Consider the following 20,839-nt stretch of genomic DNA (forward strand, 5'->3'; position numbering starts at 1 on the left):
TCCCCTCGCATCCGCGGCTTGTGCAGTCGCGGATGCGGGTCTTTACTCCTGTGTAACCGGTATGGCCCGGTGACACAGGAGCTTTCACGATGAGTGTTTTCACAAGGTCCGTCTTGCCGGTGTTGCTGCTTGGCAGCGTGCTCACCGGTTGCGCCACCCACAGCGATGGCACTGCCCCCCTCAATCAACGTACGTGGCCGATCTGCAGCCTGATTGGCGGACTGGTCGGCGGCGGTCTTGGCGCCATTGAAAGTGGCGGCTGGGCCGGAGGCGGCGCGGCGCTGGGGATCCTCACCGGCGGACTGATCTGCTACGCCCAGGATGGCGATGAAGACGGCGATGGCGTGTTCGACCGCCGCGACCGTTGCCCTGACACCCCGGCCAATACCCCGGTCGACCACCGTGGCTGCCCGTTGCCACAATATCCGGTCACGGAAAAAGCCGCCGAACCGGCCCCGCAAACCGAAGTCATCACCCTGAACGACGCCGGCAACGTGCTGTTCGATTTCGACAAATCCAACCTGACCCCGGCGGCGAAGAGCCAGCTCGACGGGCTGATGGACAAGCTGCGCAACGCCGATGTGGTCAGCATCAAAGTCATCGGCCACACCGACAGCAAGGGTTCTGATTCCTACAACCAGGCACTTTCAGAGCGTCGCGCCAGCAGCGTCGCGGAGTATCTGCTGAGCCAGGGGCTGGCGCCGGACAAACTCACCAGCGAAGGACGTGGCGAGCGCGAACCGGTTGCCGACAACAACACCGACGAGGGGCGTGCACAGAACCGTCGTGTGGAGTTGCACATCAACCGCTAGGAAGTGTCTGTAGTCCGCAGGCTAGAGCTGCCGGGTGACGATGGGCGTCGCGCCGGCAGCCATCCGGCGGTCGGGTGCAAATATTTCATTTGCCCCTCTGGCTTATCTCGTACGGAAGCCGTTACTGTGCGCCCAAAGAATAATTCGCAACACGGGGGCACGTATGAAGGTTTTCTGGGGGCTGGGGCGGTTGCTGACCCTGCTGTTCTGCTGTGTGGTGCTGGCCAATCAACTGGTGCCGTTCGTCCATCCGCTGCATCTGCTGGTCAATCTGGCCGGCGTGCTGTTGCTGACCATCCATGTACTCGAAGTGCTGCTGTGCAATCGCAGCCTCAAGGGCCGTCCGCACCCGTGGCGTGACCGTGGCCGAATCCTGCTGTTCGGCGTTTTCCACCTGCAAACCATCCCGGCCCCGGCCGCTCCGGAGGCTTCCCATGCGTAAACTCTGCCTGCTCGCTGCATTCATCAGTCCTTTGGCCTGCGCCCAGGTGGTCAGCGTCGAAACCAACTCGCTGATGCGTCTGCCCAACACCGCCAGCACCTTGCAGCTGGAAAAACTGGTGGTCGCCGATTACGGCACCTTGCTGGTGCCCTCGAACGTCACCGAACTGAGTGTCGGCGAGCTGCAACTGGGGCGTGAGGCGCGCATCGCCATCGTGCCGAGCGAACAGCCTCTGGACCTCAAAGTCAGCCGCGCGCAACTCGCCGAAGGCAGCCAGATCACCGCGCGCGGTGCACCGGGCACTTACGAAAAGGCGGCGCGTGCCGGACGTAATCTGAATCTGCAGTTCAAGGCGCTGAATGCACCGAAATTGCTGGTCGATGCCCGTGGCGGCACTGGCGCGCCAGGGTTTGTCGGCCTCGACGGGGCCAATGGCGAGGCGCCGGGCTGCACCTGGGGCCAGGCCGGGCGCGGGTTTGATGGCAGCGACGGCAGCAACGGTCAGCCCGGTGCGCCGGGCGCGTTGGTACGTCTGGAAGTGCCGCGTGAGTTTCCGGCCGAGCTGATCAAGGTCGAAGTGGCCGGCGGTGCCGGTGGCGCGGCAGGGCCTGGCGGTAAACCGGGGGCGGGAGGCAAGGCCAAGGGCTGCCTGGTGTATCAGGCCGATGGCGGCAAGAATGGCAAGGCGGGGGCCGATGGCCAGCCTGGGCCTGCGGGGGCCGCAGGGTCCGTTACGGTGCAGCGTCTTTAAAAGCTGCCTGGATCAAAAGCCCCTCATCAGGGTGAGGGGCTTTTGACTATCAGAAGCCTGGCCGAGCCGCCGCAATCGCCACCAGCACCACGCCGACCAGCAAGTTGAACCCCACGACCTTGCGGATCCGCCCCAGCACCGCCGCACCTGCCGGCCAGTCCTTCGCCTCCACCGCCGTGCGCAGTTCAGGCAGCATCAGCGCCTGAATCCGGATGAACAGCGCCGTCATCACCACGTACAACCCCATCATCACCTGCACATACCTGGGCGCGGTCTCGAAACCGATGTGTTGCAGATGCAACATGCCAATCCCCGTCACCGGCAGCAGAATCACCGCGCCCCAGACCCAGCGGAAAAAACCTTGAAACACTTCCACCCACAATGTCAGCCGTCCGGGGCCGTCGAGTGCCTTCACAGCCGCCGGGCGCAGCACCATCCAGGCGAAAAACATGCCGCCGACCCAGACCAGGGCGGCCAGCACATGCAGGGGATAAACAAGGCTAAAAGGTGTCATTCGGGTACTCCGTTCTGCGCGGGACTGATTAGCGGGGTATGATAGCCGCCGATCCGAACCACTGAAAATTTATCCAGCGTTTTTTGCGCCCGACAATCCATGATCAGCACCGAACTCAAAACCACGATCCAGGGCGCCTACTCGCGTTTTCTGGAGGCCAAGAGCCTCAAGCCGCGTTACGGCCAGCGCCTGATGATCGCCGAAGTCGCGAAAGTCCTCGGGGATATCGACACCGACGACGAAGGCCGGCGCAGTGGCGACCCGGCGATTGTCGCGGTGGAAGCCGGCACCGGTACGGGCAAGACCGTGGCCTACAGCATGGCGGCGATTCCGACCGCGAAGGCGGCGGGCAAACGGCTGGTGATTGCTACCGCGACCGTGGCCCTGCAAGAGCAGATCGTCCACAAGGATCTGCCCGACCTGATGCGCAACAGCGGGCTGAGTTTCAGCTTCGCCCTGGCCAAGGGCCGTGGCCGCTACATGTGCCTGTCCAAGCTCGACATGCTGTTGCAGGAAGGCCACGCGCAAACCGCCACCGCCCAGCTGTTCGAAGAAGAAGGCTTCAAGATCGAGGTCGATGAGGCCAGTCAGAAGCTGTTCACCAGCATGATCGAGAAGCTCGCCGGCAATAAATGGGACGGCGACCGCGACAGTTGGCCCACCGCCCTGGAAGACGCCGACTGGGCGCGTCTGACCACCGATCACAGCCAGTGCACCAACCGGCATTGCCCGAACTTTGGCCAGTGCGCCTTCTACAAGGCCCGCGAGGGCATGGGCAAGGTTGATGTGATCGTCACCAACCACGACATGGTTTTGGCCGACCTGGCCCTCGGCGGCGGCGCGGTGCTGCCCGATCCGCGCGACACCATCTACGTGTTCGACGAAGGTCACCACCTGCCGGACAAAGCCATCGGCCATTTCGCCCATTACACGCGCCTGCGCTCCACCGCCGACTGGCTGGAAACCACCGCCAAGAACCTCACCAAGCTGCTGGCCCAGCACCCGCTGCCGGGGGATCTGGGCAAGCTGATCGAGCAGGTGCCGGAGCTGGCGCGGGAGATCAAGACCCAGCAGCAGTTCATGTTCAGTGCCTGCGAACAGGTCGCCGATTTCAAGCCCGGCGAAGACGTCGAAGGTCGCGAGCGTCCGCGTCACCGTTTCGTCGGCGGGGTGATTCCCGAGCACATGCGCGAGATGGGCGTCGAGCTGAAAAAAGGCTTCGCCCGTCTCACCGACCTGTTCACCCGCCTGACCGACCTGCTCAAGGAAGGCATGGACGGCGAGGTCAACATCGGCATCGCCAGCAATCAGGCCGAGGAGTGGTATCCGCTGTTCGGCAGCCTGCTGTCGCGTTCGTCCGGCAACTGGGAGCTGTGGACCGCGTTCACCGTTGAAGACCCGGAGGACAACCCGCCGATGGCCCGCTGGCTGACCCTGGCCGAAAGCGGTTCGCTGTTCGACATCGAGGTCAACGCCAGTCCGATTCTGGCGGCGGAAACCCTGCGGCGTAGTCTGTGGAACGTGGCCTACGGCTGTCTGGTGACTTCGGCGACCCTGACCGCGCTCGGTACGTTCGACCGTTTCCGTATGCGCGCCGGGCTGCCGAAAAAAGCCGTGACCGCCGTGGTGCCAAGCCCGTTCCATCATGCCGATGCCGGCGTGTTGCGGGTCCCGGATCTGAAAGCCGACCCACGGGACGCCGCCGCTCATACCGCCGCGATCATCCGCGACCTGCCGGAACTGGTCGAAGGCTCTCGTGGCTCGCTGGTGCTGTTCTCATCGCGCAAACAGATGCAGGACGTGTTCGACGGCCTCGACCGCGACTGGCGCAAGCAGGTGTTCATTCAAGGCAACCTGTCGAAACAGGAAACCCTGAACAAACACAAGGCGCGGGTCGATGGCGGCGATTCCAGCGTGCTGTTCGGCCTCGCCAGTTTTGCCGAAGGGGTGGACTTGCCGGGGGCTTACTGCGAACACGTCGTGATTGCCAAGATTCCGTTCTCGGTGCCCGACGATCCGGTCGAGGCCGCGCTGTCGGAGTGGATCGAGGCCCGGGGCGGCAATCCGTTCATGGAAATCTCGGTGCCCGACGCTTCGCTGAAACTGGTCCAGGCCTGTGGCCGTCTGCTGCGAACCGAAGAGGATCGCGGCACCATCACCTTGCTTGACCGGCGTCTGGTCACCCAACGCTACGGCAAGGCGATCCTCAATGCGTTGCCGCCTTTCCGCCGTGAAATATCCTGAGACATCGGTGGGCAGTTTTGCCCGCCGCGTTGTCTATCTCTCTGCCATCGCTTTTTCACCGGCCATTGTTGGTCGCTAGGGAGAACTCCGTTCTTATGATTCGCCGTTCGTTGCCTGCCGTTTTTGCCTTGATCTTCGCCGCCCCGTTGCTGGCGGCGCCTGCCGGTCAGCAGACGCTGTTCAACTTTGTCCGCCCCGCCGACGTGGTGAAGGTCGCGACCGAGAACGCCGACCTGCCGCAAGCCAACGCCGAGCAAACCCCCGAAGGCGAAGTGCTGCGCCGGGTGACCTTCAACCCGGTGGAACGCCCGACCCTGCGCCTGACCCCGCAGACTGGCGCCTGGGACTGGTCGCAATCGGGAATGATGAGCCTGCGCATCCAGAGTGCGATGAACTGGGCGGTCACGCTTTATGTACAAATCCAGAGCAACGACGGCAAGACCCTGGTCAGCCGCGTCGACCTGCCGGCCGGCCCGGCGCAGACCTTGCTGGTGCCACTGGTCGCGACTGCGCCCCTGAGTCAGGGCATGAAGGCCGGGCCACCGATGCCGATGACCGTCGACGGCCAGCGTATTTTGCTGGCCAGCAGCAGCGGTGAACTGGATCGCAGCCAGGTGGTTTCCGTGAGCCTGTCGATGGATCAGCCGAAGGCCGCGCAAAGCCTGCTGCTGGAGCGCTTTGGCGTGCAGGATGGCGACGAGGTGGTCAAGGCTGTCTACGGCAATCTGGTGGATGCCTACGGCCAGTCGACCCGCGCCAGGTGGCCAGAGAAAGTCGCCAACGACGAACAGCTGACATCCGCCGCCGCCAAGGAACAGCAACAACTGAAAACCTGGCTGGCCGAGCGTGAAAAGTCCTCGCTGGACAAGTTTGGCGGCTGGAGCAAAGGCCCGGCGTTCAAGGCCAGCGGCTTCTTCCGCACGGAAAAGCGCGACGGTCGCTGGTATCTGGTCACGCCGCTGGGGCATCCGTTCTACTCCCTTGGCGTGAACACCGTCAGCCCGGAGGTCAACCAGACCTACGTGTCCGGCCGCGAATGGATGTTCGAATCCCTGCCCAAGCCGCAGGAACCGCTGGCCAGCCATTTCGGCGAAGGCGACAACCGTGGCGGCAATGGCGCCGATCTGGGTCGTGGCTACAGCGCCGGGCGCTGGTACGATTTCTACGGTGCCAACCTGCAACGCCTCTACGGCGAGCCTTGCAAACCGGACAGCGACAACAAGGCCGGCGTAGCCGAAGCGGCCAAGGCTGGCGCAGCGGAAGAAACCGCTGCCAACGCCGCAGAACCACTCGCGAAACCTGAGCAAGCCAAGGCGGGTGTCGCCGAAGCTGCGAAGACCGAATCGACCGAGCCGCCGCCGGCGGCAACACCATGCAAGGCCACGGTCGACGCGCAGCGCTGGGCCAGCCACACCCTCGATCGCCTGCAAGCCTGGGGTTTCAACACCGTCGGCAACTGGAGCGCACCGGCACTCGGCGACGCCGAGCGGGTGCCGTACACCTTGCCGCTGTCGATCGTCGGCGATTACACCAGCATCAGCACCGGTAATGACTGGTGGGGCGGCATGCCCGATCCGTTCGATCCGCGTTTCGCCATGGCTACCGAGCGCGCGGTGGCCATCGCCGCCCGCGATCACCGCGACGATCCATGGCTGATCGGTTATTTCGCCGACAATGAACTGGCCTGGGCCGGCCCCGGCGACGATCCGAAATCCCGCTACGCGCTGGCCTACGGCACTTTGAAAATGACCACCGATGTGCCGGCCAAACGTGCGTTCCTCAAGCAACTGCGCGACAAGTACCGCAACCAGGCCGGTCTGTCGAAAGCCTGGGGCATTGATCTGCAAGCGTGGGAATTGATGGAAGACCCGGGCTTCGAGCCACCGCTGCCGAACCCGGAACATCCGGAAATCGAGGCCGACTTCAAGTATTTCCAGAAGGTCTTTGCCGACACTTACTTCAAGACCATTTCCGATTCGCTCAAATGGCACGCGCCGAACCAGTTGCTGCTCGGCGGTCGGTTCGCCATCAGCACCCCGGAGGCCGTGAACTCCTGCGCGCAGTATTGCGACGTGCTGAGCTTCAATATGTACACCCTCAAGCCGCAGGACGGTTATGACTTCGCCGCGCTGCGGGCGCTGGACAAACCGGTGCTGATCACCGAGTTCAACTTCGGTTCGGCGGATCGTGGCCCGTTCTGGGGCGGCGTGACGCAACTGGCGAAAGAAGAAGATCGCGGCCCGGCCTACACCAACTTCCTCAAGCAGGCACTGAGCGAGCCGTCGATCGTCGGCGTGCATTGGTTCCAGTATCTGGATCAACCGGTGACCGGGCGCCTGCTCGATGGCGAGAACGGCCACTTCGGCCTGGTCGGGGTGACTGACCTGCCGTTCCAGGGCTTTGTCGAAACGGTGCGCAAGAGCAACCTGGCGACCCTCGATCAGTTGGGCAAGGAAACGGAGAAAGTAGCGACCGAGGCGGGGCATGAAGCGGAAGGCGGCCGCAAGAGCGAGGCCGGCAAGGGGCCTGGCGCCGGGCATGCCGGGGGGCACTCCGGGAACGGTCACTGATCTCGTCTCTGAGGGGGCGGGCTTGCTCGCGAAGGCGCCATTCGCGCCATCGCGGCAATCCGCCGTGACACAACCGCCCGGCCCGCAACAGTTCCCAAAACCCTCAAGGGCTGGAACAATGCGCGCCACTTTAAAGGCGTTTTCGCGGGGAGTTGCGGGTGCAGATTCAGGGACATTACGAGCTTCAGTTCGAACCGGTGCGTGAAGCCTTCGCCGCGCTGTTCGACGATCCCCAGGAACGCGGCGCAGCCCTGTGCATCCGGGTCGGCGGGGAAACCGTCCTCGACCTCTGGTCCGGCACCGCCGACAAGGACGACGCCGAGGCCTGGCACAGCGACACCATCGCCAACCTGTTCTCCTGCACCAAAACCTTCACGGCGGTCACCGCGCTGCAACTGGTGGCCGAAGGCAAGCTGCAACTCGATGCGCCGGTCGCCCGCTACTGGCCGGAGTTCGCCGCCGCCGGCAAGGAGTCCGTCACCCTGCGCCAATTGCTCTGCCATCAGGCCGGTCTGCCGGCCCTGCGCGAGCTGCTGGCCCCCGAAGCCCTGTATGACTGGCAAACCATGGTCGACGCTCTCGCCGCCGAAGCCCCGTGGTGGACGCCGGGCACCGGTCACGGGTATGCCGCCATCACTTACGGCTGGCTGATCGGTGAATTGCTGCGGCGGGCCGACGGGCGCGGGCCGGGCGAATCGATTGTGGCGCGGGTCGCCAGGCCGCTGGGCCTGGACTTCCATGTCGGCCTCGCCGACGAAGAGTTCTACCGCGTGGCGCACATCGCTCGAGGCAAGGGCAACACCGGTGACGCCGCCGCTCAGCGCCTGTTGCAAGTGACCATGCGCGAGCCGACGGCGATGACCACCCGGGCCTTCACCAATCCGCCGTCGGTGCTGACCAGCACCAACAAGCCCGAGTGGCGGCGCATGCAGCAACCGGCGGCCAACGGCCACGGCAATGCCCGCAGCCTGGCCGGGTTCTACGCCGGTCTGCTCGACGGCAGCCTGCTCGAAAGCGAAATGCTCGACGAACTGACCCGCGAACACAGCCTCGGCGAGGACAAGACCTTGCTGACCCGCACCCGTTTCGGCCTCGGCTGCATGCTCGACCAGCCTGACGTGCCGAATGCCACCTACGGCCTTGGCCCACGGGCGTTCGGTCATCCGGGGGCGGGCGGCTCGATCGGCTTTGCCGACCCCGAACACGATGTCGCCTTCGGTTTTGTGACAAACACCCTGGGGCCGTACGTCTTGATGGATCCGCGCGCGCAGAACCTTGCGCGCGTGCTTGCCACTTGTCTGTAAAGCGTCATCCGAGGTTCCAGGGCCGGAACCTCACCCTGTTTTTTGATTCAAAGCGTCTGTTTATCCGGGCGAAAGTCCTCTGATTGTTCATTACTTCATTTTGTGGGTTTCCAATGTCATCCAAACAAACTCTCGCCCTGGCCCTGTGTTTTGCGATTACCGGTTGTGCACAGACTCCGAAGAACGACGCGGACGGCGGTAGCTGGTGGCCGTTCGGCTCTTCCGACAAAGTCGCGGCCAAGGAACCTGCTCCCGCGCCTGCGCCTGCACCGTTGAAGCCTGCCGTCACCGCGCCAGTGGCCAAGACCGAAAGCAGCAGCCATTGGTACTGGCCGTTCGGCTCTGATGACTCGGCTGCCAAGGCCGACGTGAAGCCAGAAGTAAAACCTGAGGCCAAACCGGTTGCCGTCGCCAAGACCGACGCCGACAAGGGTGGCAAATGGTGGTGGCCGTTCGGTGGCAAGGATCAGGACACCGCCAAGGTTGTGCCGATGCCTGACCCGAAAGTCACCCAGGCCTGGCTTGATGACTACGAACCGCGCCTGCGTGAAGCGATCAAGGGCAGCAACCTGCAATTCGAACGTCGTGAAGATGTACTGGTCGTGATCGCTCCGGTTGAGGGCTCGTTCAACCCGGATCGTCCGGCGATGCTGCTGCCGGTCACCCTCGGCCCGTTCACCCGCGTGGCGAAAATCCTCGAAGCCGACCCGAAGACTGCCGTGCTGGTTCTCGGTCACAGCGACACCACCGGCGCCGCTCCAGCCAACACCAAGCTGAGCCAGGAGCGTGCCCAGGCCGTCGCGGCGATTTTCCGTCTCAGCGGCTTGCAGCGTGATCGCCTGATGCTGCGCGGCATGGGTTCCGAAGCGCCGCGTGCGGCCAATGACAGTGTTGAGGGCCGCGCCCTGAACCGCCGCGTCGAGCTGCTGGTGACGCCGCAGAACACCATGGTTGCGCTGCTGAGCAAGTACAACATGCCGGCGCCGAAACCGGTGACCATGGTCGCTGCCCAGGACGTCAAGCCAACTGCCAAACCGGTGACCCCGGCTCCGGCCGCGAAGAAAGCCGCAGTTCCGGCCAGCAAGAAAGCTCCGGCGAAGAAAGCCGCCGCCAAGGCTCCGGCGAAAAAGACCCCGGCCAAGGCCCCGGCGAAAACGCCAGTGAAGAAAACCGCACCGGCCAAAGCCGCCGCGACCGACAAGAACGTCGCCGCTGCCGATCCTGCGAAAAAGTGATCCGCTAACGAAAAGGAATGCGCCATGACCCAGGCTCTGGCAGATATGCGTCGTGATTACACCCGTGATGGCCTGACCGAGGCGCAAGCCCCGGCCGAGCCATTCGCGCTGTTCCACCAGTGGTTCGCCGACGCGGTGAAAACCGAACAGGCACCGGTGGAAGCCAATGCCATGACCCTGGCCACGGTCGATGCGGACGGGCGTCCGCATTGCCGCATTCTGCTGCTCAAGGGCCTGGACGAGCAGGGCTTCACCTTCTTCACCAACTACGACAGTGCCAAGGGCCAGCATCTGGCGGCGAACCCGTTTGCCGCGATGACGTTCTTCTGGCCGACCCTGGAGCGTCAGGTGCGTATCGAAGGACGAGTGGTGAAGGTCACGCCAGCCGAGTCCGACGCTTACTATCAGGTGCGCCCGCTGGGCAGTCGCCTTGGCGCCTGGGCTTCACCGCAGAGCCGGGTGATCAATGGAAGGGGGGAGCTGGAAGATTTGCTGAAGGCCACCGAACAGCGTTTCAGCGACACCCAGCCTGACTGCCCGCAACACTGGGGTGGTTATCGCCTGCTTCCCGAGCGCATCGAGTTCTGGCAGGGCCGTCCGAGCCGTCTGCATGATCGCCTCAACTACCGTGCGCAGGGCGCTGACTGGATTCTTGAACGTCTGGCACCCTGAGCAGTCTACCGACCGGGATACTCCGCCGCAGCGGCCTCCAGCCATTGCGGCAGATCCCGGCGCTTGATCTTCTGCGCCTGAGCGTGCGCCAGCCGTTCGAGCATGAAGGCGCGTTTGCCTTCATCCTTGCCGGCCAGCGACAATGCCAGATCGCGATCCATCCAGCGTCTGGTCCGCACATACAGCCACCAGTGGAAGTACAGACCGGCGGCGGTGGTGACCACAATGATGAAGTAATCCATGGAAATCCTTGGGGTTACGACGCAAGTTTTCGAATTTGGCGCTACTGTTGGTGAGTTCGCGAGGGCGCCTGTACCGGGCCTGAATGAAAGCAAATTTGTCCGGGCGGCGTCGTGACAGGCGTCAAGCAGCGGAGTTTAATGAAAATCTGTTCCTTTGGAGTTGATGCTATGCGTAAGTCTGTTCTGCTGGTTGCTTCCTTTTCCACGATGGCGATGTTGCTCACCGGCTGCCAATCGAGCCTGACCGGCGACTCCTATTCCCGTGACGAAGCACGTCGCGTGCAGACGATTCGCATGGGCACCATCGAATCCCTGCGTCCGGTGAAAATCGAAGGCACCAAAACCCCGATCGGCGGCGCCGCCGGTGCAGTGGTCGGCGGTGTTGGCGGCAGCGCCATCGGCGGCGGCAAAGGCAGCATCGTGGCAGCGGTCATCGGCGCCGTGGCCGGCGGCCTGATCGGTTCGGCCACTGAAGAAGGCCTGACCCGCACCCAGGGCGTGGAAATCACCGTTCGCGAAGACGACGGCAGCATGCGCGCCTACGTGCAGCAAGTGCAGGAAAACGAAGTGTTCCGCGTGGGTGAGCGCGTGCGTATCTCCACCGTCGGTGGGACCAGCCGCGTTTCGCACTAAGCGGGATGTAGGTTAAAGAAAAACCCCGATCAGGTGACTGGTCGGGGTTTTTTTAGGGGCCTGCGTTTATTTGCAAGTGTTTAATAGGCATTGCAACTCAATTGAAAGAGAAAGGCCGGATCAGCAATGGTTTTTCCCACGCTTTCGTTAACATCGACAGCCCCTCGGAAGGGGCTGCACGACGTTAACGAAGCAGGAAAATCGTGACTGTAGGACGCGTCTCTAATGACGTGAAAATTGCTCGCTGTGTATCAGGACGGCAGGGTGTTGTTTCTGCGACTCGCCGCCGCCGTCACCGCATAACCAATCAATGCCGCGAAAACCGATCCGGTGAGAATCCCCATGCGGTCCATGCCCGCGTATTCGCTGGCGCCGGGCACGAAGGCCAGTGAGCCGACAAACAGACTCATGGTGAAACCGATCCCGCACAGGATCGCGACACCCAGCACCTGGCCCCAGTTGGCGCCCTGAGGCAGTGCGGCGAGGCCGATCTTCACGCTGAGCCAGGTCAAGCCGAACACGCCGACGGTCTTGCCCAGCAGCAGGCCGACGGCGATGCCCATCGGTACGTGATGGGTGAAGCTTTCGGCGGTGACGCCGGTCAGCGACAGGCCGGCGTTGGCGAAGGCGAACAGCGGCAGGATGCCGTAGGCGACCCACGGATGCAGCGCGTGTTCGAGGCTCAGCAGCGGCGAAGGCTCGGCGTTTTTCGTGCGCAGCGGGATGCAGAACGCGAGTGTCACGCCGGCCAGTGTCGCGTGGACACCACTCTTGAGCACGCAGACCCAGAGGATCAGGCCGACGATCATGTACGGCCCGAGCTTGACCACGCCGAGGCGGTTCATCGCCACCAGCGCCGCGATGCACGCTGCCGCAAGTCCCAGCGACAGGGTCGAGAGTTCGCCGGAATAGAAGATCGCGATGATCACGATGGCGCCGAGGTCGTCGATGATCGCCAGGGTCATCAGGAACAGCTTCAGCGACACCGGTACACGTTTGCCCAGCAGAGCCAGCACGCCGAGGGCGAAGGCAATGTCGGTGGCGGTCGGGATCGCCCAGCCGTCGAGGGCCGCCGGGTTGTCGCGGTTGAGGAACCAGTAGATCAGTGCCGGCACCAGCATGCCGCCGATAGCTGCCGCGCCGGGCAGGACGATCTGCGAAGGTTTCGACAGTTGGCCGTCGAGCACTTCACGTTTCACTTCCAGGCCGATCAGCAGGAAGAACAGCGCCATCAGGCCGTCGTTGATCCACAGCAGCAGGGGTTTGGCGATTTTCAATGCGCCGATCTGCGCCACCACGGGGGTGTCGAGCAGGCCGCTGTAGAGCCACGACAGCGGCGAGTTGTTGATGATTAAAGCCAGGATGGCTGCGGCGATCAGTAACAGACCGCTGGCAGCTTCCAACTGAAAGAAACGCGTGAAAGTGCTACGCAGAGGCAAGGTCGCTCTCCATCGGTAAAGTCAAAAGGTGGGACACCCTAACCCGTACCGTTAGTTGTTAAAACAAAAGTTATATTCTTTTTTGTTATATGTCGTTACAGGGCGCCGGGTCGATGTGCAGCAGAGCCTAGCAGTTGCCCAGGGTATTGAAGGTCAGCTGTATCTGTCGGTGTTGTGGGTTTTTTCCTAAGCTTGTGGGTCGAAGGCGCCTCCTGCCCGATTCAAAGAGAACAACAGCCATGAGCGACAACCGACAGTGGGCTCGCGAAGCCATCCGGATCATCGAAGCCGACTTTCAGCGCAGCGCCGACACTCACCTGATCCCTTTGCCGCTGCCGGGTTTTCCGGGCATCGAGTTGTACTTCAAGGATGAGTCCAGCCATCCCACCGGCAGTCTCAAGCATCGGCTGGCGCGCTCGCTGTTCCTCTACGCGCTGTGTAATGGCTGGCTCAAGCCCGGTGCGCCGGTGATCGAAGCGTCCAGCGGTTCGACGGCGATTTCCGAGGCGTATTTCGCCCGAATGCTCGGCCTGCCGTTCATTGCGGTGATGCCGGCGACCACTTCGAAGGAAAAAATCGCCCAGATCGCGTTCTACGGCGGGCAGAGCCATCTGGTGGACGATCCGACGCAGATCTACACCGAATCCGAGCGTCTGGCCCGCGAGCATGACGGCCATTTCATCGACCAGTTCACCTACGCCGAGCGCGCCACCGACTGGCGCGCGAACAACAACATCGCCGAATCGATCTTCCAGCAGATGCGCTACGAGCGGCATCCCGAACCGAGCTGGCTGATCTCCAGCCCCGGCACTGGCGGCACCACTGCCACGCTCGGCCGCTACGTACGTTATCGCCAGCACTGCACCCGTGTGTTGTGCGCCGACGCCGAGCGTTCGGTGTTCTTCGACTACTACCAGACCGGCGACGCCAGCCTGCGCCTGAGCCACGGTTCGCGGATCGAGGGCATTGGCCGGCCACGGGTCGAGGCCTCGTTCCTGCCCAAGGTGATCGACGCGATGGTCAAGGTGCCGGACGCCTTGTCACTGGCGGCCATGCACTATCTGGCGCAGCGTCTGGGGCGGCATGTGGGCGGATCGAGCGGGACTAACCTGATCGGCGCATTGATGGCCGCGCAGCAGATGAAAGCGGCGGGGGCGTCGGGGTCGATCGTGGCGATCTTGTGCGATGGCGGCGAGCGCTATGCCGATACCTATTACGATCAGGCGTGGCTCAAGGCGCAGGGCTATGAGCTGGATGGATTGATCGCGACGGTAGCGGCGACGGCAGAGCGAGGGGAGGCGTTGCCGACTTCGGTGCTGCGCGCGAATATCTGAAGAACACCTCAAAACCAATGTGGGAGCGAGCTTGCTCGCGAATGCGGTTTCACTTTCAACATGTGTGTTGATTGATCCACCGCTTTCGCGAGCAAGCTCGCTCCCACAGGTTTTTTAGATCAGGCTTCCAGGCCGAGGATGTCGCGAGCCACGGCTTCGGCGATGCGAATCCCGTCAACGCCTGCCGACAGGATTCCGCCCGCGTAGCCCGCGCCTTCACCGGCCGGGAACAGCCCTTTGACGTTCATGCTTTGCAGCGTCTCGTCGCGGGTGATGCGCAACGGCGACGAGGTGCGGGTCTCGATCCCGGTCAGCACCGCGTCGTGCAGCGAGTAGCCGCGAATCTGCTTCTCGAACGCCGGCAAGGCTTCACGGATCGCTTCGATGGCGAAATCCGGCAAGGCCAGCGCCAGGTCGCCCAGCGCCACGCCCGGTTTGTACGACGGCTCGACTTCGCCCAGTTCGGTCGAAGGCGTGCCGGCGATGAAGTCGCCGACCAGTTGTGCCGGGGCCTTGTAGTCGCTGCCGCCGAGGATGAATGCGTGGGATTCCAGGCGTTCCTGCAACTCGATCCCCGCCAGCGGGCCGCCCGGATAATCGACTTCCGGGGTGATGCCGACGACGATGCCGGAGTTGGCATTGCGTTCGTTACGCGAGTATTGGCTCATGCCGTTGGTCACCACGCGGTTCGGCTCGGAAGTCGCCGCGACCACGGTGCCGCCCGGGCACATGCAGAAGCTGTAGACCGAGCGACCATTTTTGGCGTGGTGCACCAGTTTGTAATCGGCGGCGCCGAGTTTCGGGTGGCCGGCATACTTGCCCAGTCGCGCGCGGTCAATCAGCGATTGCGGGTGCTCGATGCGGAAACCCACCGAAAACGGTTTGGCTTCCATGAATACGCCACGGCTGTGCAGCATGCGGAAGGTGTCGCGGGCGCTGTGGCCGAGGGCCAGAACCACGTGCTTCGAACGCAGGGTTTCGCCGCTGGCCAGCTCGACGCCGACCAGTTGGCCGTCTTCGATCAGCACGTCGGTAACGCGCTCCTGAAAGCGCACTTCACCGCCCAGCTCGCGGATTTGCTCGCGCATGTTCTCGACCATGCCGGTCAGGCGGAACGTACCGATGTGCGGCTTACTGACGTAGAGGATTTCCTCCGGGGCGCCAGCCTTGACGAACTCGTGCAGGACCTTGCGCCCGAGGAACTTCGGATCCTTGATCTGGCTGTAGAGCTTGCCGTCGGAGAACGTCCCCGCGCCGCCTTCGCCGAACTGCACGTTGGACTCGGGGTTGAGCACGCTTTTGCGCCACAGGCCCCAGGTGTCCTTGGTGCGCTGGCGCACTTCGGTGCCGCGTTCGAGGATGATCGGCTTGAAGCCCATCTGCGCCAGCAGCAGGCCGGCGAAGATCCCGCACGGGCCGAAGCCGACCACGATCGGGCGTTCGCTCAGGTCGTTCGGCGCCTGGCCGACGAACTTGTAGCTGACATCCGGCGCCACATTGACGTTACGGTCGTCGGCGAACTTGCCCAATACCTTGGCCTCGTCGCGCACGCTGAGGTCGATGGTGTAGATGAAGCACAGTTCGGAGGACTTTTTGCGCGCATCGTAGCTGCGCTTGAACAAGGTGAAATCGAGCAGGTCATCGCTGGCGATCCCCAGGCGCTGCACGATGGCAGCGCGCAGGTCTTCGTCGGGATGGTCGATCGGCAGCTTGAGTTCGGTAATTCGTAACATGACAGGATCCGGTTCGCGGGGCGCACAACTGCGCCAGGGCGTTTGAAGGCGGCGATTATAAGCCGCAACGGCCGGATCCCGTGAGGCTAAAACGATCAGTCGTTGCGTGATCCGCCGAAATACCCGCAGCCGCGCTGCACCTTGCCGTCGATCCGCAACTCGGCGCTCATGTGCTGGACGCTGCCGGTGCTGCTGTCGACGCAACGTTGCGGCGCCACCCACAACTCGATGCGCTGGTTGTTGGCTTCGCTGCTGAGGTTGAAACGGCCATCGCCCAGTTGCTCTTCGACGTAGGGCACGGCCAGTGGTGGCTGGCCTTCGCGGTCAATGACCATGCCCTTGCCGCTGACCTTGACGTTCCATTCCGGGCCGTGGCCGGCAGCGCGCAGGATCAGCAACTTGAAGTTCGGATCATCGCAGGCGGTGCCGGAGCGTTCGACGCGGTACAGCTGGCTCAGGTCGAGGCGGTCGCCGGCGACCTTGCCGCGCACGTCGGCGAACAGTTTGCCCTGCTCATCGGCGAGGGTCGCCGCTTCTTGCAGGATGCTGGTGCCGCCGATGTCGTTGACCACCAGCTGGCGCGGGTCCTGGCATGGCTGGAACACCAGTTTGCCGTCGGCGGCGGTCAGTTGCCCCTGCATCCGCGTCTGGCCGGCGTGAGAAGCGCTTTCTCGCTGGCCATCGAACAACTGGCACGCGGCAAACAACGGCAGCAGGGCAACAACGATCAACGAACGGGCAACACGCATCTTCGGCTCTCCAGACAGGTGCCGCCACGTTACGCAGCCTGACCGTTCATCACAAGGGTTTAGCCCACGTGAAAGGTCTGACCTGTCTGCAAGCCTTCGACACTTTTGGCGTAGGCCAATGCCACATCGGCTGCAGGAACCGGCTTGTAACCCCGGAAATACGGGGCGTAACTACCCATGGCTTCCACCAGCACGGTCGGGCTGATCGAGTTCACGCGCAGACCGCGTGGCAGCTCGATGGCGGCAGCGCGAACAAAGCTGTCGAGGGCGCCGTTGACCAGTGCCGCCGAAGCGCCGCTGCGAATCGGGTCGTGGCTGAGCACACCGGTGGTGAGGGTGAACGATGCGCCGTCGTTGGCGAATTCGCGGCCGATCAGCAGCAGATTGACCTGGCCCATCAGTTTGTCTTTCAGACCCAGCGCGAAGCTGTCTTCGGTCATTTCGCCCAGCGGTGCGAAGGTCACGTTGCCGGCGGCGCAGACCAGGGCGTCGAACTTGCCGGTCTGCTCGAACAGTTTGCGAATCGACGCGCTGTCGCTGATGTCCACCTGGAAGTCGCCGCTGTTGCGGCCGATGCGGATGACGTCATGACGTTGCGACAGTTCTTTGTCCACGGCCGAACCGATGGTGCCGCCAGCGCCTATCAACAGAATTTTCATCGTGCTGTGCCTCGAGTGATTGAACGAGGTTTCAGTCTAGAGTGGTTTTTTCTGCGGATAAGCGCACTAATGGGCAACCTTTGGTTTTCAAATGGAAACAATCCATGAGCGAGATGGATGATCTGGCGGCGTTTGCGGTGTTGATCGACGCCGGCAGTTTTACCCTGGCGGCGCAACAACTGGGCTGCAGCAAAGGCCAGTTGTCCAAGCGCATCAGTCAGTTGGAGGCGCGGTTTTGCGTGGTGTTGCTGCAACGCACGACGCGCCGTTTGAGCTTGACGGCGGCGGGCGCGGCTTTGTTGCCTCAGGCCCAGGCGCTTGTCGTTCAGGTGGAACGGGCGCGTCAGGCATTGGCGCGGCTGAAGGACGACATGGCCGGCCCGGTGCGTATGACGGTTCCGGTGTCGCTGGGAGAAACGTTCTTCGACGGCTTGTTGCTGGAGTTCTCGCAGAAATACCCGCAAGTGCAGATCGAGCTGGAGCTGAACAACAGTTTCCGCGATCTGTCCCGGGACAGTTTCGACCTCGCCATCCGTACCGAGGTGGCCAATGACGAAAGGCTGGTCGCCAGGCCGTTGCTGGCCTGGCAGGAAATGACCTGCGCCAGTCCTGCCTACCTTGAGCGTTTCGGTGAACCGCTGACACCCCAGGCACTGGCTGAGCATCGCTGCCTGCTCAACAGCCATTACAGCGGCCGCGAGGAATGGCTGTATCACCAGCAGCACGAACTGTTGCGGGTGCCCGTATCGGGGCCGTTCGCCAGCAACCATTACAACCTGTTGAAGAAAGCCGCACTGGCCGGTGCCGGCATCGCCCGTCTGCCTTCCTACCTGCTACAGACGGAGTTGGCCGACGGACGTTTGCGCTGGCTCTTGCGCGATTTTCAGACCCGGCGCATGCCGATGTACCTCGTGCATCCGTATCAGGGCGGTTTGCCGAAACGTACCCAGGTGCTGGCGGACTATCTGATTGGCTGGTTCAAGCGCAGTGGCGAGGCGCTCGACCGACTGTCGCGATAACCCGGTAAACCGTCACCGGGATCTGGCGATCAGGTGATCGATCGACAATTTGCCTGGTCCGGTCGCCATCAGGTACAGCAACACCGCCGCCCAGGTGCCGTGGGTCGGGTAGGCGTCGGGATAGACGAACAGTTGAATGGTCAGGGTCATGCCCAGGAGCGCCAGCGCCGAGAAGCGCGTGGCGAAGCCGATCAGGATCAGGATCGGGAAGAAGTGCTCGGCGAACGCCGCCAGATGAGCAGCAATGTCCGGTGACAGCAGCGGGACGTGGTATTCGCTCTTGAACAGTGGGATCGTCGAGTCGGCCAAGCGTGGCCAGCCGAATTCGAAGGGGCCGTCGATCAGGTCGATGGCCAGTCCTTCGACCTTGGTTTGCCCGGACTTCCAGAACACGGCGGCAATCGCGAAGCGGGCAATGAAGGCGATCAGGCTGTGGGGAATCTTTTCCAGCAGCATGATGGCGCGAGTGATGGGGTTGTTCATGGCGATACCTTGTTGTTCAGGCAGGTGATTGCGTTGTGGGTGATGAGCAGGGCGAGGGTCGCGCTCAGATCGAATTCCGGACTGTTTTCCACGGCGCCCAGCAGTGACTGGCCGTTACGCAGATGGCGAATGAACAGGCTGGCGCCGTGATCGAGGGCGAACACCTCGACCTCCAGACCATTGCGCAGTACCAGGGCATGTTGGCCTTGATCGACTTCAACACCCGCAAGCGTTGCGTCGTGTTGATGCGCTGCCCAGATCGCAACCACCGCATGGCGTGAGTCGAGCAGGTGCAGGGAGGGATGAAGCTCCAGGCGCAACTCGCTCAGGGTGTGCGGATCGGCCAGTGCGGCGCTGATCCGTTCCGGCCGCACCGGGTTGGCATCGGCGGCGTGATAGGCGAGAACGCGCAAACGCTCCAGGCGCGCCACATCGGCCAGGTACGGCACGCTCGATGCGGGTTCGAAACCGTCAATGAAATCCGGCAGCGCGTCACCGTAGCGGCTCATCAACGGGGTGTCGGGCGGTTGGTGCTGGACGAACAGGGCAGCCATTGCGCGGAAAAATTCCGTCCCCACCAATTGCTCGACCACCGGATAGCTGTCCGCCAGTGCGTTGATCAACGAGCTTTGTACATTGTTGCGATACACCGCAAAACGGCTGGCCGGATCGGCACCGTTGGCGCTGCACAGTCCTTCGGGGCAGGGGCGCTCGGTATCGAGCAGCGCGGCGGCGAACGCGGCTTGCGTGCTCATGACCGGCCTCCCGCGCGCCGCAGAAGCACATCGGCTTGCCGGGCCTCGGCCAGCAGGACGTTGAAGGCCGGCACGTTATTGTCGCGTTCGATCAGCGTCGCCATCGGGCCGATGTATTCCAGCACCTTTTGGTACAAGGCCCACACGGCTTGATCGATGGGCGCGCCGTGGTCGTCGATCAGCAACCGGTCGCCGAGGCTGTCGGAATCTTCGGCGAACCCGGCCAGATGAATCTCGCCGACCGCGTGCAACGGCAGGCTGTCGAGATAGGCCAGTGGATCGCGCTGATGGTTGATGCAGGAAACGTAGACATTGTTGATGTCCAGCAACAATCCGCAGCCGCTGCGCCGGATCACTTCGGCGATGAACTCGGGTTCATCCAGTGTCGAGCGCTGGAACGCCAGATAAGTCGCCGGGTTTTCCAGCAGCATCGGGCGCCTGAGGCGGTTCTGCACCTGATCGATATGTTCGCAGACGCGGTTCAGCGTCGGCGCGTCGTAGGCCAGGGGCAGCAGGTCATTGAGGAACACCGGACCGTGGGTCGACCAGGCCAGGTGTTCGGAAAAGGAGTGGGGTTGATAGCGCTCGATCAGCGCGGCGAGGCGTTTGAGGTGCTGTGCATCCAGTGGCCCTTCGGCCCCGATGGAGAGCCCGACGCCGTGCAGCGACAGCGGATATTGCTGACGGATCAAACTCAGGAAGTGATGAAACGGGCCGCCGTCCACCATGTAGTTTTCGGCGTGGACTTCGAAGAAGCCGATGTCCGGTCGGGCGCCGAGCACTTGCTGGAAGTGCCCGGTCTTGAGCCCGAGCCCCGCACGGGGCGGGAGCCCGGCGTGGGCAGCCTGAGTGCGTGGCGCGGAATGGTCATTGGAGGTGATCATGATCGTCACTCAGGCTGCTGACGGATCAGGACTTGGCTTTGAAGGCTTCGAGCTGACCGAAACCGGTCGGCGAAGTCTTGCTTTCGGTGGTGGCGCAGGTGCCTTTCGGAACGAGTTTCCAGGCGTTGGCCTGATGATCCATTTTGGCGGTGCCGGCGCAGGTGGTGCCTGCGCCTGCTGCGCAATCGTTCTTGCCTTTCATGGCGACGCCGAAGCATTTTTCCATGTTGTCGTCAGCGGCATGGGCGGTCGAGACGGCGGCGATGCTCAGGGCAGAACCGAGGGCCAGAACCAGGGCGGTGGCGGACAGGGTACGGGTGGTCGCAGTCATGATGTTTCTCCGATTTGAGCTTGGGTTGAACAAG

Annotated in this window: 21 protein-coding genes; 11 read left to right on the forward strand and 10 right to left on the reverse strand. The window is 63.0% G+C overall.

From position 1 onward, the window contains the following. Positions 1-89 precede the first annotated feature (89 nt). From N8H74_RS15100 to N8H74_RS15110, 3 genes are all read left to right on the forward strand, one after another. On the forward strand, positions 90-812 hold the full coding sequence (locus N8H74_RS15100; RefSeq protein ID WP_217832536.1) for an OmpA family protein: 723 nt from the start codon (positions 90-92) through the stop codon (positions 810-812). A 163-nt stretch (positions 813-975) separates the two neighbouring features. Further along, on the forward strand, positions 976-1,254 hold the full coding sequence (locus tag N8H74_RS15105) for a DUF1145 domain-containing protein (RefSeq protein ID WP_262148491.1): 279 nt from the start codon (positions 976-978) through the stop codon (positions 1,252-1,254). Next, positions 1,247-2,005 carry a collagen-like protein gene (locus N8H74_RS15110; RefSeq protein ID WP_262148493.1) on the forward strand — a complete coding sequence of 253 codons (759 nt, stop codon included), beginning with the start codon at positions 1,247-1,249 and terminating at the stop codon, positions 2,003-2,005. Before N8H74_RS15105 ends, N8H74_RS15110 begins: the two co-directional genes overlap by 8 nt. A gap of 49 nt (positions 2,006-2,054) precedes the next feature. On the opposite strand, the gene N8H74_RS15115 is transcribed toward N8H74_RS15110, so the two are convergent. Then, complete coding sequence (locus N8H74_RS15115) at positions 2,055-2,519, reverse strand: CopD family protein (protein WP_217834638.1); 465 nt, start codon at positions 2,517-2,519, stop codon at positions 2,055-2,057. Positions 2,520-2,618: 99 nt separating this feature from the next. Here N8H74_RS15115 and dinG point away from each other — a divergent pair, with 99 nt between their 5' ends. From dinG to pdxH, 5 genes are all read left to right on the forward strand, one after another. After that, the gene (dinG, locus tag N8H74_RS15120; protein ID WP_217834639.1) at positions 2,619-4,763 is read left to right on the forward strand and encodes an ATP-dependent DNA helicase DinG; all 2,145 of its coding nucleotides are present in this window, start codon (positions 2,619-2,621) and stop codon (positions 4,761-4,763) included. Positions 4,764-4,858: 95 nt separating this feature from the next. Further along, positions 4,859-7,333, forward strand: a complete 2,475-nt coding sequence (locus tag N8H74_RS15125) for a beta-galactosidase (RefSeq protein WP_262148497.1) — start codon at positions 4,859-4,861, stop codon at positions 7,331-7,333. A gap of 158 nt (positions 7,334-7,491) precedes the next feature. Continuing rightward, on the forward strand, positions 7,492-8,637 hold the full coding sequence (locus tag N8H74_RS15130; protein WP_262148499.1) for a serine hydrolase domain-containing protein: 1,146 nt from the start codon (positions 7,492-7,494) through the stop codon (positions 8,635-8,637). A gap of 113 nt (positions 8,638-8,750) precedes the next feature. Continuing rightward, on the forward strand, positions 8,751-9,872 hold the full coding sequence (locus tag N8H74_RS15135; protein ID WP_262148500.1) for an OmpA family protein: 1,122 nt from the start codon (positions 8,751-8,753) through the stop codon (positions 9,870-9,872). 24 nt (positions 9,873-9,896) lie between these two features. Next, positions 9,897-10,544, forward strand: coding sequence for a pyridoxamine 5'-phosphate oxidase (gene pdxH / locus N8H74_RS15140; RefSeq protein WP_217834643.1), 648 nt, complete (start codon positions 9,897-9,899; stop codon positions 10,542-10,544). A 5-nt stretch (positions 10,545-10,549) separates the two neighbouring features. On the opposite strand, the gene N8H74_RS15145 is transcribed toward pdxH, so the two are convergent. Beyond that, entirely contained in the window at positions 10,550-10,786 is a 237-nt protein-coding gene (locus N8H74_RS15145; RefSeq protein ID WP_217834644.1) for a hypothetical protein, read from the reverse strand. Positions 10,787-10,954: 168 nt separating this feature from the next. Between N8H74_RS15145 and N8H74_RS15150 the strand changes: the two genes are divergently transcribed. Next, a complete protein-coding gene (locus N8H74_RS15150) occupies positions 10,955-11,419 on the forward strand; it encodes a glycine zipper 2TM domain-containing protein (RefSeq protein WP_007969461.1) in 465 nt (154 codons plus the stop codon). A gap of 251 nt (positions 11,420-11,670) precedes the next feature. Here N8H74_RS15150 and nhaA read toward each other — a convergent pair whose 3' ends face one another. Beyond that, the gene (gene nhaA / locus N8H74_RS15155; protein WP_262148503.1) at positions 11,671-12,858 is read right to left on the reverse strand and encodes a Na+/H+ antiporter NhaA; all 1,188 of its coding nucleotides are present in this window, start codon (positions 12,856-12,858) and stop codon (positions 11,671-11,673) included. Positions 12,859-13,097: 239 nt separating this feature from the next. Here nhaA and N8H74_RS15160 point away from each other — a divergent pair, with 239 nt between their 5' ends. After that, positions 13,098-14,192, forward strand: a complete 1,095-nt coding sequence (locus N8H74_RS15160; protein ID WP_262148505.1) for a PLP-dependent cysteine synthase family protein — start codon at positions 13,098-13,100, stop codon at positions 14,190-14,192. A 119-nt stretch (positions 14,193-14,311) separates the two neighbouring features. Here N8H74_RS15160 and N8H74_RS15165 read toward each other — a convergent pair whose 3' ends face one another. The 3 genes from N8H74_RS15165 to N8H74_RS15175 form a co-directional block, all read right to left on the reverse strand. Continuing rightward, positions 14,312-15,925, reverse strand: a complete 1,614-nt coding sequence (locus N8H74_RS15165; RefSeq protein WP_217834647.1) for an NAD(P)/FAD-dependent oxidoreductase — start codon at positions 15,923-15,925, stop codon at positions 14,312-14,314. Between the two features lie 95 nt (positions 15,926-16,020). Beyond that, positions 16,021-16,674: a hypothetical protein gene (locus N8H74_RS15170; protein WP_217834648.1), complete on the reverse strand. Its 654-nt coding sequence runs from the start codon at positions 16,672-16,674 to the stop codon at positions 16,021-16,023. A gap of 59 nt (positions 16,675-16,733) precedes the next feature. Further along, positions 16,734-17,333, reverse strand: coding sequence for a short chain dehydrogenase (locus tag N8H74_RS15175; protein WP_217834649.1), 600 nt, complete (start codon positions 17,331-17,333; stop codon positions 16,734-16,736). Between the two features lie 104 nt (positions 17,334-17,437). Here N8H74_RS15175 and N8H74_RS15180 point away from each other — a divergent pair, with 104 nt between their 5' ends. Next, a complete protein-coding gene (locus tag N8H74_RS15180; RefSeq protein ID WP_262148508.1) occupies positions 17,438-18,352 on the forward strand; it encodes a LysR family transcriptional regulator in 915 nt (304 codons plus the stop codon). A 12-nt stretch (positions 18,353-18,364) separates the two neighbouring features. On the opposite strand, the gene N8H74_RS15185 is transcribed toward N8H74_RS15180, so the two are convergent. The 4 genes from N8H74_RS15185 to N8H74_RS15200 are packed head-to-tail and all read right to left on the reverse strand — an operon-like array spanning position 18,365 to position 20,805. Continuing rightward, complete coding sequence (locus N8H74_RS15185; protein ID WP_262148509.1) at positions 18,365-18,835, reverse strand: DoxX family protein; 471 nt, start codon at positions 18,833-18,835, stop codon at positions 18,365-18,367. After that, complete coding sequence (locus N8H74_RS15190) at positions 18,832-19,590, reverse strand: DNA-binding domain-containing protein (protein WP_262148511.1); 759 nt, start codon at positions 19,588-19,590, stop codon at positions 18,832-18,834. Before N8H74_RS15190 ends, N8H74_RS15185 begins: the two co-directional genes overlap by 4 nt. Beyond that, the gene (locus tag N8H74_RS15195; protein WP_262148513.1) at positions 19,587-20,474 is read right to left on the reverse strand and encodes a DUF692 domain-containing protein; all 888 of its coding nucleotides are present in this window, start codon (positions 20,472-20,474) and stop codon (positions 19,587-19,589) included. The genes N8H74_RS15190 and N8H74_RS15195 overlap by 4 nt, the downstream gene beginning before the upstream one ends. A gap of 25 nt (positions 20,475-20,499) precedes the next feature. Then, positions 20,500-20,805, reverse strand: a complete 306-nt coding sequence (locus N8H74_RS15200) for a DUF2282 domain-containing protein (protein WP_007959157.1) — start codon at positions 20,803-20,805, stop codon at positions 20,500-20,502. Between the last annotated feature and the right edge of the window lie 34 nt (positions 20,806-20,839).

Origin of the sequence: Pseudomonas sp. B2M1-30 (assembly GCF_025447575.1) — a bacterium.
Classification (GTDB): Bacteria; Pseudomonadota; Gammaproteobacteria; order Pseudomonadales; family Pseudomonadaceae; genus Aquipseudomonas; species Aquipseudomonas botevensis.